The following is a 16,596-nucleotide window of genomic DNA, read 5'->3' on the forward strand; positions in this document are numbered from 1 at the left end:
TACTTAAAAATATTACAGATTATATTTATGGAAAGTTATTATAAACTTTGTACCAACTCCAACTTTACTCTTGGCCTCTATGATACCATTATGTGATTCTACTATAGATTTAGCTAGAGCTAACCCAATACCAACAGAATCACTTTTTTTTGAATTTTTCGCCTTATAGAATCTCTTAAATATATTTGGCAAGTCTTCCTCATTTATTCCCTCTCCATTATCTTCTATAACCACTCTGTTATATAACGGATTTTCCTCCAAGGTAATATCTATCTTCCCTCCTCTATCCGTATGCTCAATACCGTTTTTCACTATATTTATTATCGCCTCTTCAAGCCATAGTCTATCATGTAAAAGAACCATCTCTTGTTCATCTTGGAAGTTTATCTTTACTCCAGCTTCTCCTGCTTTGCTCTCTAGAGCATTGATTGATTCACTTATAGTTTCATTAAAGCTTTCCACTACCTTATCAAACTCTATTGCTTTAGCATCAAGCTTTGCAAGTTTTAGCATACTATGTATAAGCCAGCTCATTCTGTCTAGCTGATTAGCATTATTTATTAAAAAAGTTTCTCTTTGTTCTTTTGATAATTCCTTACTCAAGAGTATGTCATTATAAACCATCATTGATGAAAGAGGTGTCTTTAATTGATGAGATATATCCGAAAGTAAATCAACTAAAAACTGTTTTTCTTTTTCAAGCTCTGTTATATTATTTCTTATAATATCTTTCATTGAGTTAAAAGACACTGCAAGCTTTGAAAAATCTCCTTCTTTATTCTCATTTATATTTATCTCATAATCTCCTTCAATAACTTTTTTAGCCCCTAAACTCAATCTTCTTATCCTCTTATAAAAAAAGGAATACTGTATGTAATTAAGGGTTAAAAATATAAGAGCTATAAATAAAAATATCAATATTATAGTGTAATTATTTTTCTTACTAACATCGTTTATATAAGGAAAAAGTTCATTGTCTAAGCCTTCTGTAAGACCATATCTTTTTATAAGTTCAGCGCCTTTTTCTCTTTGTTCGCTGCTCGCCTCTCTTGTTATAAGAGGAATAAGTTCTTTTTCTAAATATGGGTCTTTTTCTATAACTCTAGCTGTAATAGCTCCAACACTTTTTATATAGTCATCCTTTAGGTTATCATTATAGATTTTTAAAGCAAACAAAGTAATAAATAAAAATATTGTTGTTAATAAAAAAAGAAGAACTGAGCTTAATTTAAGCTCAGGATTTGCAAAATACTTTTTCATATTAAATTCTCCCTAAACTAAAATATCTACTTGCTTATTCCACTTGTACCCAAGTCCCCTTTGAGTGACTATGTATTCTGGTTGTTTTGGATCATCCTCTATCTTTTCTCTTATTCTCTTAATATAAACTGCTAATGTATTTTCATCGAAGAAAACTTCTGATCCTTCTATCAACTGCGCTAAGATTTCATCCCTTTTCATAAGAACTCCATAGTTATTTAAGAAAATTAATAGAAGCTTATATTCTTGGGCTGTAAGAACTATATCTTTACTATCTTTAGTAACAATAGCACTAGAAGTATTAACTATTATATCTCCGGTCTTTAATCTATTGCCAAGCGATTGATTTTTAGTAGTTCTTCTAAGTAGAACTTTAACTCTTGATATCAGTTCTCTTACTCTAAAAGGCTTTGTTATATAATCATCTCCACCAATTTCTAATCCTAAAACCACATTTACTTCTTCATCTAATGCAGTTAGAAACATAATTGGCACATCACTGACTTCTCTGATCTCCTTGCATAATTCATATCCGCTTCCATCTGGTAAGTTTACGTCAAGTATTATAAGGTCTGTATTCTTATTTTTAAAAATATTTCTTCCTTCATTTAAAGTTGAAGCTCTAAGCACTTCATACCCTTCATCTTTAAGAGTGAATTCTATTCCAAGAGCCAGCGACTGATCATCTTCTACTAATAGAAGTGTATTGGCCATTATATGCACCTCACTAAATAAGATAATTTTATTGCTTCTTTATACATATAATTATATAGAAACACCATAATTCTGCAAATCTTTACTATTATCTTTAATATCACCATTAAATACTTCTTTTGCAAAAAACATTAATCCTATACATAAATATAAGACCTTTATTATTTCTATAAACTTATTCATAGTAATTTCTCCTTTTTCTTGTGTTTTTATTATTTTTAATTGCTTTCTTGTCCATACTTTAAGTATATAGATATACAAGGTTTTGTTCTATAAATGGTAACTTACAGAAAGGGAGTTTGTCTTACAGATCTGTAAGACAAACTCCCTCTACATTTATTTATAACCTATGATATATTATAAGCGGCTAATAATACCAGCACTTTTGCTTATTCTACCTTCACATCTAACTTACCATTATCATCAATTTTATTTATAACTACATTAACTTTTCCCCTATAACCTTTTTCTAGATAACCAACTAGATACTGCTCATAATAATTTCCTTTACTATCTTTGTATGTTAACAATATTTGATCTTCACTCTTAAGCTCACTGGTGTTGACATTATATTCCCAAAACTTTTTAGGCTCCAGTTCTGAAATATTTTGTATAGTACCATTGACCTTATATCTTAATTCTAAGTTATTGACAGTTTTATCCGCTTTATTATTAATATCTATTTTATACCTACTAGTAAACTTCATTACGTCAATAGCTACTAGGACTAGAACTACTACCACACCTATTAAAATTTTATTTTTCTTATTCATAGCTCCTCCTATTTGTATACAGTCTCTAACATATAATGAAATGTTATTCCTCTCTTATAGCTTCGATTAAATTAGTTTTTCTAATTCTTGAAAGTGGAGATAGTACTGATAAATATCCAATTATTAATGATGCAACAAATGATATAACCATAGCACCGATAGGCACTTTCCATGCAAACTCTCTCACACCTCCAATGGCCTTATACAATAAATATGACAATCCACAGCCTATTATACAGCCATATATGGTTCCTGCTACGGCATACAAAATTCCTTCTAGAACAATCATTTTTTTAAGCCCTTTTTGAGTAAGCCCTATAGATTTAAGTGCTGCAAATTCTCTCTTTCTTAAGATTATATTTGTAGTTATTGTATTTATTATATTTACTGAGCTTATAAGAGAGATTACAGTAATAAATCCATATATCAAGATTTGAATCATTAGTGTACTTGCTTTCTCTCTTTTGTTGTCATCTATTTGATTGTATACGTGAAGTGAATTATTGGATTTAGTAAGATTCTCTATTTGTTCTGCTGCAGTTTTATCTGCCTTTATATCTTTGATTTTTATTAATAGAGAGGTTGGTTCAAGCTTATCCTTCTCTATAAGTTTTTTAGCAAGTGCTTCTGTTGTAATAAGTTTTAGACCACTTGGGTTACCGCTATTATCAAAAGGATCAACTGATACTATCCCCATAACTTTAACAGTTATTACTTTTCCTTCTCCAAACTCCTTTTGTTTCACCTCTGCCTCAGATCCGTTTGAAGCATTAGCTATTTCATCATACTGTATTGAAATCTGGTCTCCAACTTTAATATTTGCTATAGGTCCTAAATATTTTTTCTTAGTTGCTTCATTATCTATTTGGTCCTTTTTTATTAAAATCACTCCATTTTCCTTCTCTAACTTCTCTTTATCAATACTACCTTCCACTAAGTACTTCTTTGATGCTTCTAGAGATTTATCATCAAAAGGTTGAACTGAAGAATATACTAAAGTTTGATTCTTGCCATTATAATTTATGCTTTTATATATATTCTCTATATTCTTAACTTCCTTTAGTTCCTTGCTGCTGTCGATTACTGCTTTAAATTGATAATATCTATAATTTTTATAAACATCCTTCACAGGATTTAAATTCTTTACATCTTCTGTCATTGAATTTAGACTTGTATTAGTTTTGTTTTCATCGTAATCATTATTATAGATTGTAAAATGTATATCTCTTGATTCATTAGGCTCATTAGTTACAGTAAGCGTCATATCCATAAAGGAACTAAAGGTTATAAAAAGAACTATACTTATAACTATAGAAAATACAGTTATTCTATATCTTTTTCTATTTCTCTTTATATTCTTTGCAGCCATAGCTCCTTCAAAACCAAAAAGTTTTTTAATTATTCTATTCTCAGTCTTTTTTATCTTTCCTTTTGTTATTGAGTTTCTACTGCTTATAGCTAAAAGCGGTGATATTCTCCCCGCAAATATAGCTGGTAATAAAGCAGATATATAAACAGATATAACTCCAACAATGAAACTTGCTATCAGAATCGTAGGGCTTGCTACCAATTTAGTAGGTATTACTGATTCTTTACCTATTATTGTGAATACAAAATATAGTATAGTTATAGCTATTAATCCAAATATTAAACCAATCGGCACTGCTATGAAAGCAAGTATAGTAGCCTCCTTAAGTACTATGAATCTTATCTGCTTAGGTGTAGTTCCTACTGCTCTTAAAAGACCAAATTCCTTCATTCTTTCAACAACACCAATTTGAAAAGAGTTATATATAACTGCTACTGTACAAACTACTACAATAGAAACTATTATGATTACAGCCAACAATAACCCATCCAAACCACCTTCTTTTGTTCCTGCACCTTCAAGTCTCAAAACAGGTCCATTTTCTGAAACCTTTTTTTCATTTCCTATCTTTGTTAGCTCATTTACCGCTTTTCTAAGATTTGTACTTGATTTAACCTGTACTAAAAGTATTGAATCTTCTTTAGATAAATTATCATTCTTTGTAATTATTCTTGCTTTATTTCCGTCCTGGGTAGAATAGCTGTCCTCAAGTATTCCTACAAGAGTATACTCTTTATCACCAAGATTTATTTTATCACCTACTGTTACCGACTTTGATATATAGCTTACTGCCCATCTCTCAACAGCAATTTCTTGTTCATTCTTAGGCATTCTTCCTTCTTTGATTTTAAATGGCAGTAAATCTAATGCATTGTTTGTAGTTACTAATTTATCTGCAATTATATTATTGTTTAATTTTATCTCTCCATCTACTTTATAATATCCGTACTTGCTCACCTTCGGATTATTCACAACCTGTTCAAACACCTTATCGGTAGTGTCCTTATACATAACATGGAAAGAACCATAGTTATCTCTTATATTATCCAGCTCAACCTGCTGCATTCCTTTAAAAAACAATCCAATTGTTGAGATTAATGCCACCGACAAAACTATTCCTATTATGGTTAGTAAGGCTCTCTTTTTATTAGACTTTAAATATCGTACAGTTATTTCTTTATAGCTGCTTATCATAACTTTTCCCCCTTGCTTCTAATATTATCTGCTTTTCAAAGTTTTATCAGAAATTATCATTCCATCCTCTATTGTTATAACTCTATCTGCCATAGTTGCTATATTTACATCATGAGTTATAAGTATTAAAGTCTGATTGTATTTTCTCGCAGTAAATTTTAGAAGCTCTATAACCTCTTTTGAGTTTTTACTATCCAGATTTCCAGTAGGTTCATCAGCAAGTATTATTGAAGGTTTATTTAGAAGAGCTCTTCCAATAGACACTCTTTGCTGCTGACCTCCTGAAAGCTCTGACGGCAAGTGTCCTTTTCTATCTGTTAACCCTAAAATTTCAATTATTTCATTTAAATATTTCTTATCAACTTTTTCATTGTCTAAAAGTGCTGGCAAGGAAATATTCTCTTCTACATCTAATACAGGGATTAAATTAAAAAATTGAAATATAAAACCTATCTTTCTTCTTCTAAAAATCGCAAGTCTTTCTTCTTTGTAATCATAAATGCTTTCTCCATCTATAATTACCCTTCCGCTAGTAGGTATATCTAACCCACCTAAAAGATGTAAAAGTGTACTCTTCCCTGAACCTGAAGCCCCTACAATAGCTACAAACTCACCTTTGTTTATAGATAAACTCACATCTTTTAGAGCTTGAACCTTGTTTTCTCCCTTTCCATAGGTTTTATTTAAACTTTCTACCTTTAATATCTCCATTTACTCTTCTCTCCCTTAACTTTTTATACTATTGAGGTTATCAATTAATTTTGTAACTCCTGGTTACAATTTTTACCATTCTGATTTACCTAATTTTCTCATTGGTTTGCACCTTCAATCAGCCATTCTATGTGAATCAACAACCAACATCATGTTCTAATTATATCCATTATTAGTTTTCTGCTCTATATCAGTACACTTACAAAATGGCTCTGTTCCTTACAAAACTGTAAGACAAAAGTTCTTCTATCGTCTATAACTTAAATTAACTATATCGTACTCACTACATATTGCTCTTAATGTGAATAAATAAAAACTTATATAGAAACAATAGTTATATATTTTTACACCCATAACCGTTGACTCCTAGATTTAGAATATTTACTGAAGAATATTAGGATTACCTAGGGTTAACCTTAGAAGGAGGTGTCCGTTATTGAATATAAATGATGGTCAGAAAAATCAAAACCAAACAAAAGCTGACTATAATAAAAAGCTTTCTACTTCACTTGACTCAAATATTACATTGTTTAGAGAAATCTTTGCAAAAGATGATACATTTAGAATACGAAATATTCAAAATCAATACCAAAACAGTATAAGATGTTCTACTATCTTTATTGACGGAATGGTAAGCAATGATTATATAAGTGAACACATTATAACACCTATTTTGAAAGCTGATCTTTCTAAAGATAATCCAGATAATATATTTTATAAACTGATGAATCAGATTCTTCCTTCTAGCGATGTAAAAGAATCTACTGATATATATGAAATTATAAATTGTATTATAGGTGGTGATACTGTACTTCTAGTAGACCACTCCTCATCCGTTCTTATAATTGATTCAAAAGATTTTGAGTTTAGATCAGTAACTGAACCTACCTCTGAAAAAGCTCTGAGAGGATCAAAGGAAGGCTTTACCGAAAGTCTACTGATTAACTTATCATTAATAAGACGAAGAGCTAAAAGTACAAATTTAAAATTCCAATTTAGGCGAATAGGTACAGAAACCAATACAAATATATGTTTATGTTATATAGAAGGTAAGGTTCAAGATAAGATATTAAATGAATTGATTAATAGACTAGATCAAATAGATATTGACAGTGTACTTGATTCTCAATATATCCAAGAAATAATACAGGATAATCCATTATCTCCTTTTGAGACTGTTGGAAGCACTGAAAGACCAGATGTTGTAGTTGGAAAAATTCTTGAGGGCCGTATAGCTATATTAGTTGATGGAACTCCTTTTGCATTAACTGTTCCTTTTTTATTCATTGAATATTTTCAGGCTGGTGAAGATTATTATAATAATTACTTTTTTATGTCTTTTAATCGTGTTATAAGAATAATCGGCTTTATATTTACTGTAAGTGTTCCGTCACTATATATATCCATTGTAACCTATAATCAAGAAATGATACCCACAAATCTATTACTTAGTATTTATGCAGCCAGAGAAAATGTGCCTTTACCAACAATTTTAGAAGCTATACTAATGATCTTCAGTTTTGAAGTTTTAAGAGAGGCTGGAACAAGACTTCCCTCTGATTTGGGTGAAGCCATAAGTATCGTAGGTGCGTTAGTATTAGGTCAAGCAGCCGTAGATGCTAGACTTGTAAGTGCACCCATGGTTATAATCGTAGCCATAACTGGAATTGTAGGTCTACTAAATATAAAAATAATAAGTGCAACCATACTTCTAAGATTTATCTTTCTTGTTCTATCAGCTTTTTTAGGCATTTATGGTTATCTCTTTGGTGTAATAGGCTTCATTGTGTATCTTATGAGTTTACGTTCTTTTGGAGTTAATTATATGAATACAGTAGGATCTTTCAATTCAGAATCTATATCAGATTCACCTATAAGGGCTCCTTGGTGGTATCTAAGCTTGCACAATTACAAGATTTCTGTAAAAGGTCGTATTAAAGGGAAAAGCAGGTGATACAATGAAGATTTCAAAATCTATTCCAACCTTACTAATATTAATTATTACCGTTAATCTAACAGGCTGTTGGAACTACAGAGAGATAGAAAGTATGGCTATAGTTGCTGGAGTAGCTATTGATAAAAGTGAAACTTCTAAAAAATATGAAATGACAGCTGAAATTATCGATATTGAAAGCGGTAAAGAGTCAAAATCAGTGCCAAGATATATCACCCTCACTGGTGATTCTATTTTCGATATAGCAAGGAATATGATTACAATTTCCGATAGAAAGCTTTACTGGAGCCATGCTAAGTGCATAATAGTTAGCACTTCTATAGCAAGAGAAGGGCTTGGAAATATTATCGACTGGTTTATTAGGGATGCAGAAACTAGATCAGATATGTATCTATTAGTTTCCAGTGAGAAAACTGCTAAGGAAATAATAACTGCTTCACCAACCTCTGGAAAGATTATGTCATTAGAACTAGCTAACCAATTAAGGAATCAAAAACTTGCTTCTAGAGCCCCTATCCTTGATCTCTGGGACTTTGCTGATAGCTTAATACAGCAAGGGAGAAGTGCTACTGTTCCAAGGGTTATACTAGCCAGACAATCTGGTTCCCCAACTCCAAGTATAGATGGAATTGCTATATTTAAAAGAGATGCTCTAATTGGAATAATTGAAGGAACTGAAACTAAGTATTTACTTTTTGCCTTTAATCAAATCAAAGGTGGTATTTTGCTAGTATATACCGAAAATCAAAAACCACTTACATTAGAAATCTTCCAAAGTAAAACTAAAATAAAGCCTATTTTGAAAGATGATTCTCTTAAAATTAGTATTATGACAGAAACCGTAGTAGCTATGGCTGAAGATCAACCTTTAATTGAATTTTTTAAAGAGGAGCAGAGAAAAGAAATAGAAAGAAATGCTTCTTTAGTTCTCGAAAACTCTATATATAGTTCTATAAAGAAAGTTCAAGAAGAATATGGCAGTGATATATTTGGTTTTGGAACTAAAGTACGTGAAGATATGCCAAAGACATGGAAAAAACTATCAACGTCTTGGAGCGATAAGTTTAAAGATTTGCCAGTATCCGTTACTTCTAAAATTAAGATAAAAAATAGCGCTACTACCTCTAAACCGCTAGAAATAGGTGATTAACATGTTAATAGTAGTTATTTTGTTTTACATAGTAATTATTTTAGTAGATCAGGTTAATTTATTTAAGCAAGGGCTTAAGAAAGATTTTTATATAAGCAGCTTAATGTGCATTTTATCCTTTATTATAGCTGTATCATTAGCTCTTAAAATAGATATTTTTAGCCCTTCGAAGCCAATAGAAAAACTCTTCAAATTTATGTTGAAATAATAATACAGGTGGTCATTTATGGAAAATGAAGTTATTCGTGATAAACTCGCAGTTAGTACAGTTATGTTATTTGTATTTGGCAGTACCATGATACTTGGTGCTGCCGGAGAGGCAAAAAATAGCAGCTGGCTTGCTATTATAGTAGCAACTATTTTAGTGATACCTATACTGCTAGTGTATTGTAGACTTTTATACCTATTTCCTAAAAAAGATATATTTGATATATTTCTATTGTTATATGGAAAGTATGTAGGTAAGTTTATTTGCATATTATATATATGGTACTTTTTTCACTTAGGAGCATTGGTTATTCGTAACTTCGCAGAATTTATGAATACTCTAGCTTTTCCAGAAACACCGATGATAGTAACCATAATGTGTATATCATTATTATGCATATGGAGCTCAACTCATGGAGTAGAGGTAATGGCCAGAACTTCAAGAATCCTATTGACAATTTGCATAACCTTTGTTTTTATAATTGCAAGTTTGTCACTATCACAAATGAGACCTCATTATTTAAAACCTCTTTTTGGTGTAGAAATTACTGATTTCCTAAATGGTACCTTCTCAGCTTTTTCATTTCCCTTTGCTGAAGTAGTTGTTTTGACAGGGGTTTTCTCTTGCTTAGAAAAAAGAAATTCCTCTTATAAAGTACTCATTAAAGGCGTCGTAATTGCTTCAGCATATATTGTATATATATCAATGCGAAACATAATGATATTAGGTCCAAGTACATTAGGCCTCCTATACTTTCCTTCTTATGTTGCTATAAGTAGGATACATTTAGGAGAGTTCATCCAACGTATGGAGGTTTCAGTATCAATAGTTTTTGTAAGTGCAATATTCATAAAGGTTAGCTTTTGCCTAATAGCTACGAGTAACGGAATTAGTAAACTTTTTGGACTTAAGAATTATAAATCCTTAATAATTCAAACCGGATTATTGATGAGTTATTTAGCCTATACTCTTTATGGCAGTACCATGGAAATGCAATATTGGGCAGTATCTATTTACAAATACTATGCGTTTCCTTTTCAAGTTATAATACCTGTTATTACTTTACTATTTGCACACTTTAAGATGAAAAAATCAAAGCAGGTTTCTTGTAACTAATATAAAGTCAGCCTAGGAGAGTTGTTTCCTAGGCTGACTTTATATACTTAATTACATTTCTATTACTTAAATCTTTAATATTCTTTTGCATAATTAATTCATAAACAACTCAATCTCTTCTGATTATAATGAAGTTAAGAAATTAGAAGTTAAGTCCATAATCATACATTCAACTAGTAGAAAGCCTTAATTTTTTAGTATAAATATCCTTGAGCTTTTAAAAGTTCTGCAATCAATACTGCTCCACCAGCTGCACCTCTCAAAGTATTATGAGAAAGACAAACAAATTTATAATCGTACACCTTGTCTTCTCTAAGCCTTCCCATTGTTATTCCCATTCCGTTTTCAAAGTTTCTATCAAGCTTTGTTTGTGGTCTATCTGCTTCCTCAAAATATTTAAGAAACTTCTTAGGAGCACTTGGAAGATCTTTTACTGATTCTGGTATATTAAAGTTTTCCCATAGCTTTATTATTTCTTCTTTGGAAGGCTTATTTTCGAAGCTTACAAACACCGCTGCTAAATGTCCATCAGTAACTGGTACTCTAATACATTGAGTGGTTATGATTGGTTCCTTAACATCTTCTATTTTATCTCCCTTGACTTCGCCCCATATTTTTAGTGGTTCATTTTCACTCTTTTCTTCTTCTCCACCTATATAAGGAATAACATTATCTAACATTTCTGGCCAATCTTCAAAATTCTTTCCTGCCCCTGAAATTGCTTGGTAGGTACATGCTAATATACTCTTAGGTTTGAATTCAGCCAAGGCACTTATTGCCGGTACATAGCTTTGAATTGAGCAGTTAGGCTTTACTGCTATAAATCCTTTTTTAGTTCCAAGTCTTTTTCTTTGGCTATTTATTATTTCTATATGATCTCCGTTAATTTCTGGGATAACCATAGGAACATCTTCAACCATTCTGTTGGCTGAATTACATGAAACCACTGGAATCTCATGTTTTGCATATAATTCTTCAAGTTCCTTTGTTTTATCTTTATTAAGTGAAACAGCACAAAAAACAAAGTCTACCTCTTTAGATATTTCTTCTACAGATGCTCCATCCTTTATTACTATATTTTTTAACACTTCAGGAATAGGCTTTGCCATCTTCCATCTATTCTTAACAGCTTCTTCATAAGTCAATCCAGCGGATCTTCCACTTGCTGCTATAACTTTAACTTCAAACCACGGATGATTGTCCAAAAGAATTGTCAATCTTTGTCCTACCATTCCAGTTCCACCTATAAGTCCTACTCTTAATTTATCACTCATAACATCCACTCCTAATTCTGATTATCTTGTTTATTTATTTTAACCATACAGTTTCATCTAAATATATGGTATCATGACCTTATGCATTAGTAAAATTGAAAGTTTTGATTGATATGTTCAATTTTTTTGATAATACCATATTATATAATATATTTCATTTTTCATTATTATCTTATGTTTATTGTATAGATTGACAACTCTATAATTAAACTTATATTTTTGAATCTAACTCATTACTTGCACAAACATTAATGGTTAACATTATTAATTTAGACACTGTTAAAGTACCTTATAAATTTGAACGGAGATGATATTATTGACTTAAAACAGCTCAATTCCTTTATTACCATATGTAAATTACAAAGCTTTACCCAAGCTGCTGATTCCTTAGGTTATGCTCAATCTACTATAACTACCCAAATTAAACTTTTAGAAAACGAGCTTGGTGTAAAACTTTTCGAAAGAATAGGAAAAAACATAACCTTAACACATCAAGGAAAAAAACTGCTGCCTTATGCCAAACAGATGCTTAAGCTTTCCTCAGAGATAAAAAATGTTTTAACCAGTGAAGATGTTCCAAGCGGAGTACTAACTATAGGTGCTGCAGAGTCTCTATGCGTACTAAGGCTTCCAGAAATATTAAAGGAATACAGAAAACTTTATCCTAATGTGGAAGTATCCATGAAATTTGGCAACTGCACCGACTTTAGACATTTTCTTCGTGACAACTTTATTGATGTTGCTTTTTCTTTAGGAACTAGGATAGAAGCCAATGATTTTGTAACTGAAATATCCTTTGATGAGCCAATGCTTCTTTTAACAGCACCTGGACATCCTCTATTAGAAAAGAAAGAAATCTTACCTGAAGATATTGCAAAAGAATCTCTAATATTAACAGAACTTGGCTGTAGTTATAGAGCTGTGTTTGAAAATATTCTAAACAGCCATAATCTAAAAGCGAATGTAGTTTTAGAAACTGGAAGTGTTCAAGCTATAAAACAGTTTACTATGAGTGGATTAGGAATAACACTTTTACCTAAGGTGGCTGTAGAGGAAGAATTAAATCAAGGAAGATTAGTTCCATTAAATTGGGCAGGTCCTGATTTTGGTATAGTATCTCAGGTACTTTATCACAAAGATAAATGGCTCTCCCCTGCTTTAAAAGCTTTCTTGAAATTGTCAAAGGAAATGATGTAGCATAAATAGGTTCATACATTATTATTATATTAAGCTAATACTAAAAACACCAAATGAGTAAGCCTATATTAGCACACCAAACTTCAGAGAAATAAATAGTTAATATCCTGTTTCTCAAGTTTTTCAAATAAAAACCTGTAAAACATTAGCTCTATTTAATAAAGTAAATTTAATAGCTATATTGACTACTAACGGCAACATAACTGTCAATTTTGATTGTATTTGAAACTAGATTATCTATTCCGCTGAACTAATAAACTACTTCAGTCATTAAACTCCAAATAAAGATTTCGATGGTTCTACGAATCTCTATTTGGATAAATTGCAATATGAAGTAGTTTATCTATAAGATCCTATGCTATATTAAAACTATGCTAATATGTATAAAATAAATGTTGATTATGATTAGCACCTTAGTAAAATGGCAAGTATTTAGATAATAACTACTATTTAAATATTCCTTTTATGAGGTGCTTTAATTGATAAAACAACGTAAGAAACTAAAAAAAACAGGTCTATTTACAAATCAAATCTCTAAAAAAGATTTCTACAAAACAAGATCAGTAAATTATTGTCCTGCATGTGGTTCAGAAAACCATGTTAAATATGGATTTTATAACGGAATACAAAGATATATATGCAAAGATTGTAAGAGAACATTTTCAAGAACAACTAACTCATTATGGAGTTATTCAAAAAAAGATGCGAGTACATGGATAAAATTTATTGATTTATTCGTGGAAACAAAATCTTTGAGGTTTTGTGCAAAAAAGCTAGGTATAAGCCTGGTAACAGCCTTCTATTGGAGGCATAAAATACTACACAGTCTAACATTAGATGCTGCTAAACTTAAAAACTTAAAAGGAACAATTCATATAGGAACAGCCTCTGTCAAAGAAAACTTCAAAGGTTCTAGAAATTTAGAAAACAACATTAAAGAGTCCTACTTAAGTGAGAATTTGAATTCGAAAGATAAATCTAGCTCAAGAGATACTATTGGGATTGTTGCAGCAACTGGATCAGATAACTATATGTTTGCCAAACCAGTCTTTAAAAACAGATGTAATATGCGTACTTTCAATGAAAAAGTATATACAGAAATAGCTAAAGACTCGTATATAATAGCATATCAAAATTCTTATTTGAAAGCCCTCGCAAGAAAGCATAATAAGTTTAAAAAATTATACAATAAAGCTCAAATACACCAAGAACCCGTTGACGTAAGAATAAAATATTTCAGACCAAATCTCAGATCCTTACTTTGTACCTTTCACGGGGTAGCTACAAAATATCTACAAAGATATCTTCGCTACTTTATACTTCTGAATATAGATGAAAACTCAAATTATAGGAATATTTTATATAATTATTCGTTAGCAAAGAACAACTTCATTAACACTGATAGGATTAGGTTGATCAACAGCTACATATATTAATTTTTATATCCAATATTTTGATTATAATGGTTTTAAAGATGCACAAGTTCGGACAGAACCACATTTTCAAAAGCCTGCTACTCACCATAGATCAATATTAGATATATAAGTTCTAATAAGTTTTATCGGTAAAAGTATTGAAATAAGTATACTTTAATTAAATTGATTGATTAATCAATTTAACTAGAATATATATTATAAACATTGCACAATAAGCTTAAAAGCTTGTCCTAATTATCAACATTACTTTAATACATTTTCATAGTATATCTTCATACTTATACCATACAAATACTCATATCAAAAACTTTGTAAAAAAAATATATAAAGATAAATACCTTCAAACCCATTATAAAAATGTTTTTAAAGGTATTTATAAAGTCTATAAATCTAACTTATGTTTTAAACTACATATATAATTTTCTGGATCTTTGCTTTTCATTACAGATGACATTACAGCAGCACCATAAGCACCACACTTCATTGTATCCCTAATGTTATTTTCACTTATTCCACCTATAGCTATAACAGGTATTCTTATACTTTCACAAATCTTGCTTAAGAAATCTAAGCCTCTTCCTTTGAAACCTTCCTTACAAGAGGTTTCAAATATATGACCAGCTATTAAATAGCTGGCACCATTTTCCTCTGCTAATTTAGCTTCTTCAAGAGAATGTACTGAAACGCCTAAAAGCCCATCAAACTTTTCTTCAAAATTCATAAAATCATTAAAGCTTAAATGTACTCCGTCGGCACCAATAGCTTTTGCTACTTTATAGTTTCCGTTAATTATAAATAATGCGTTACTGTTACTTAACTTTTCCTTTACTTTAATTGCAAGTTCCTTGAGACAACAAGTTTCTAAGTCTTTTTCACGTAGTATTATTGCTGTTGCTCCTCCTTTTACACTACTTTCAGCTATTTCTTGAAGAGTTCCCTCTTTAATCAATTTTCTATTAGTAACTACATAAATTCCTTTGGTTATAACTGTTTTTATATTAATGATTCCACCTTCAGAAATTACGCTTACATTTTTATCTGTATCCTTTAGTATATCTTTATTTATAACCTCAAGCATATCTTCATCAATATTTTTATTAACATTTTTGACTAAATCTTTCTTCATTGATTTATTCCCAATCCTTCAAAACAGCGCAATAACCTTTTGATGAAAGCATACTCTTTATCTCTTCTACGGTTCTTGTGTCAGAGATTTCAAATTGCCCATCACCTTTGTTTTCCTTCTCCTTGGTATGTCCACCTATTTCTGTGGACACTCCAGCAGACATCTTTGTAACCCCTAGTGGAATAAGATTATCTCTAAACTCTGCACTTTCTCTAGTTGTCATATTTATACCAGCCCTAGGAAGAAAAAGCTTAGATGCAAGCATTATCTGAACTAAATTTCTATCACTAATCTCGTGCAAATCAGTAAAACTTCCTGCATGAGGTCTTATTCTTGGAATAGATATATTCATCTCCATATGAGGAAAATTATCTTCAATATATTTTGCGTGTAACCCTGAAAGATAAGCTTCCTTTCTCCAGTCAGTAAGTCCGTATAGAGCACCAACTCCAATCCCTCTTATGCCTGCGGTGCAAGCCCTCTCTGGTGTTTCTAGTCTAAATCTATAATCTTTTTTAGGTCCTCCAAGATGTATCTTGTCATAAACCTCCATATTATAAGTTTCTTGATATATAGTAAGTGCATCAACTCCAGCTTCTACAAGCTCTTTATACTCCTCTTCTTCTAAAGGATATATTTCGATTGCTATTGAGTTAAAATACTTTTTCATTATCTTAACAGCATCCTTTATGTAAGATACTGGGCTATGAAATCTAGACTCACCAGTAAGAAGAATAACATGCCTAAGTCCACTTTCATATATAATCTTGCATTCCTTCTCAATTTCATCCATAGTAAGCTTTTGTCTATTTATATTGTTATCTAAGTTATAGCTACAGTAAGCACACCTATTAACACAGTAGTTTGAAATATATAGTGGAGTATACAAAACTACAGCTTTTCCAAAATTGCTCATAGTTAAATTATGTGCTTTTTGTGCCATTGGCTCTAAAAACTTTTCTGCTACTGGTGATAGCAAGCATAAAAAATCTTCTTTACTTATCCTATCTTTTTTAAGTATACTCCTGATTCTATCTTCTGTTATACCATTAAGAAGGCTCTCAAAATTATAATCCTGAACTTCTTTAGCTATGTCATAAAAACTCATTTATTT

At 30.9% G+C, this 16,596-nt stretch carries 14 protein-coding genes; 5 read left to right on the forward strand and 9 right to left on the reverse strand.

All coding sequences use genetic code 11. From position 1 onward, the window contains the following. Positions 1 to 12: 12 nt before the first annotated feature. The 6 genes from bsdtw1_RS17060 to bsdtw1_RS17080 all read right to left on the reverse strand — a co-directional run bounded on the left by bsdtw1_RS17060 (position 13) and on the right by bsdtw1_RS17080 (position 6,021). A complete protein-coding gene (locus tag bsdtw1_RS17060; protein WP_183278755.1) occupies positions 13 to 1,260 on the reverse strand; it encodes a HAMP domain-containing sensor histidine kinase in 1,248 nt (415 codons plus the stop codon). Between the two features lie 12 nt (positions 1,261 to 1,272). Continuing rightward, positions 1,273 to 1,974 carry a response regulator transcription factor gene (locus bsdtw1_RS17065; RefSeq protein ID WP_183278756.1) on the reverse strand — a complete coding sequence of 234 codons (702 nt, stop codon included), beginning with the start codon at positions 1,972 to 1,974 and terminating at the stop codon, positions 1,273 to 1,275. A gap of 51 nt (positions 1,975 to 2,025) precedes the next feature. Continuing rightward, positions 2,026 to 2,157, reverse strand: a complete 132-nt coding sequence (locus bsdtw1_RS23640) for a hypothetical protein (protein ID WP_280514155.1) — start codon at positions 2,155 to 2,157, stop codon at positions 2,026 to 2,028. Positions 2,158 to 2,363: 206 nt separating this feature from the next. Next, the gene (locus tag bsdtw1_RS17070; protein WP_183278757.1) at positions 2,364 to 2,747 is read right to left on the reverse strand and encodes a hypothetical protein; all 384 of its coding nucleotides are present in this window, start codon (positions 2,745 to 2,747) and stop codon (positions 2,364 to 2,366) included. 43 nt (positions 2,748 to 2,790) lie between these two features. Then, on the reverse strand, positions 2,791 to 5,310 hold the full coding sequence (locus bsdtw1_RS17075; protein WP_183278758.1) for an ABC transporter permease: 2,520 nt from the start codon (positions 5,308 to 5,310) through the stop codon (positions 2,791 to 2,793). Positions 5,311 to 5,334: 24 nt separating this feature from the next. After that, positions 5,335 to 6,021, reverse strand: coding sequence for an ABC transporter ATP-binding protein (locus bsdtw1_RS17080; RefSeq protein ID WP_183278759.1), 687 nt, complete (start codon positions 6,019 to 6,021; stop codon positions 5,335 to 5,337). A gap of 436 nt (positions 6,022 to 6,457) precedes the next feature. Here bsdtw1_RS17080 and bsdtw1_RS17085 point away from each other — a divergent pair, with 436 nt between their 5' ends. The 3 genes from bsdtw1_RS17085 (at position 6,458) to bsdtw1_RS17095 (ending at position 10,449) form a co-directional block, all read left to right on the forward strand. Then, the gene (locus bsdtw1_RS17085; protein ID WP_244638178.1) at positions 6,458 to 7,975 is read left to right on the forward strand and encodes a spore germination protein; all 1,518 of its coding nucleotides are present in this window, start codon (positions 6,458 to 6,460) and stop codon (positions 7,973 to 7,975) included. 4 nt (positions 7,976 to 7,979) lie between these two features. Continuing rightward, positions 7,980 to 9,125, forward strand: a complete 1,146-nt coding sequence (locus bsdtw1_RS17090) for a Ger(x)C family spore germination protein (protein WP_183278760.1) — start codon at positions 7,980 to 7,982, stop codon at positions 9,123 to 9,125. 226 nt (positions 9,126 to 9,351) lie between these two features. After that, complete coding sequence (locus bsdtw1_RS17095; protein ID WP_183278761.1) at positions 9,352 to 10,449, forward strand: GerAB/ArcD/ProY family transporter; 1,098 nt, start codon at positions 9,352 to 9,354, stop codon at positions 10,447 to 10,449. Positions 10,450 to 10,643: 194 nt separating this feature from the next. Here bsdtw1_RS17095 and asd read toward each other — a convergent pair whose 3' ends face one another. After that, positions 10,644 to 11,723, reverse strand: a complete 1,080-nt coding sequence (asd, locus tag bsdtw1_RS17100; RefSeq protein ID WP_183278762.1) for an aspartate-semialdehyde dehydrogenase — start codon at positions 11,721 to 11,723, stop codon at positions 10,644 to 10,646. A 315-nt stretch (positions 11,724 to 12,038) separates the two neighbouring features. Between asd and bsdtw1_RS17105 the strand changes: the two genes are divergently transcribed. Together bsdtw1_RS17105 and bsdtw1_RS17110 are read left to right on the forward strand one after the other, a co-directional pair. Continuing rightward, positions 12,039 to 12,920, forward strand: a complete 882-nt coding sequence (locus bsdtw1_RS17105; protein ID WP_183279839.1) for a LysR family transcriptional regulator — start codon at positions 12,039 to 12,041, stop codon at positions 12,918 to 12,920. A gap of 479 nt (positions 12,921 to 13,399) precedes the next feature. Further along, positions 13,400 to 14,356 (forward strand): IS1/IS1595 family N-terminal zinc-binding domain-containing protein, encoded by a 957-nt coding sequence (locus bsdtw1_RS17110; RefSeq protein WP_183278763.1) that lies wholly within the window; start codon positions 13,400 to 13,402, stop codon positions 14,354 to 14,356. Positions 14,357 to 14,738: 382 nt separating this feature from the next. Here the strand turns inward: bsdtw1_RS17110 and bsdtw1_RS17115 are convergent, their stop codons facing one another. Further along, positions 14,739 to 15,482, reverse strand: coding sequence for a thiamine phosphate synthase (locus bsdtw1_RS17115; protein WP_244638179.1), 744 nt, complete (start codon positions 15,480 to 15,482; stop codon positions 14,739 to 14,741). Between the two features lie 4 nt (positions 15,483 to 15,486). Continuing rightward, positions 15,487 to 16,590 carry a 2-iminoacetate synthase ThiH gene (gene thiH, locus bsdtw1_RS17120; protein ID WP_183278764.1) on the reverse strand — a complete coding sequence of 368 codons (1,104 nt, stop codon included), beginning with the start codon at positions 16,588 to 16,590 and terminating at the stop codon, positions 15,487 to 15,489. Positions 16,591 to 16,596: the final 6 nt, after the last annotated feature.

Origin of the sequence: Clostridium fungisolvens (assembly GCF_014193895.1) — a bacterium.
Taxonomy (GTDB): domain Bacteria; phylum Bacillota; class Clostridia; order Clostridiales; family Clostridiaceae; genus Clostridium_AR; species Clostridium_AR fungisolvens.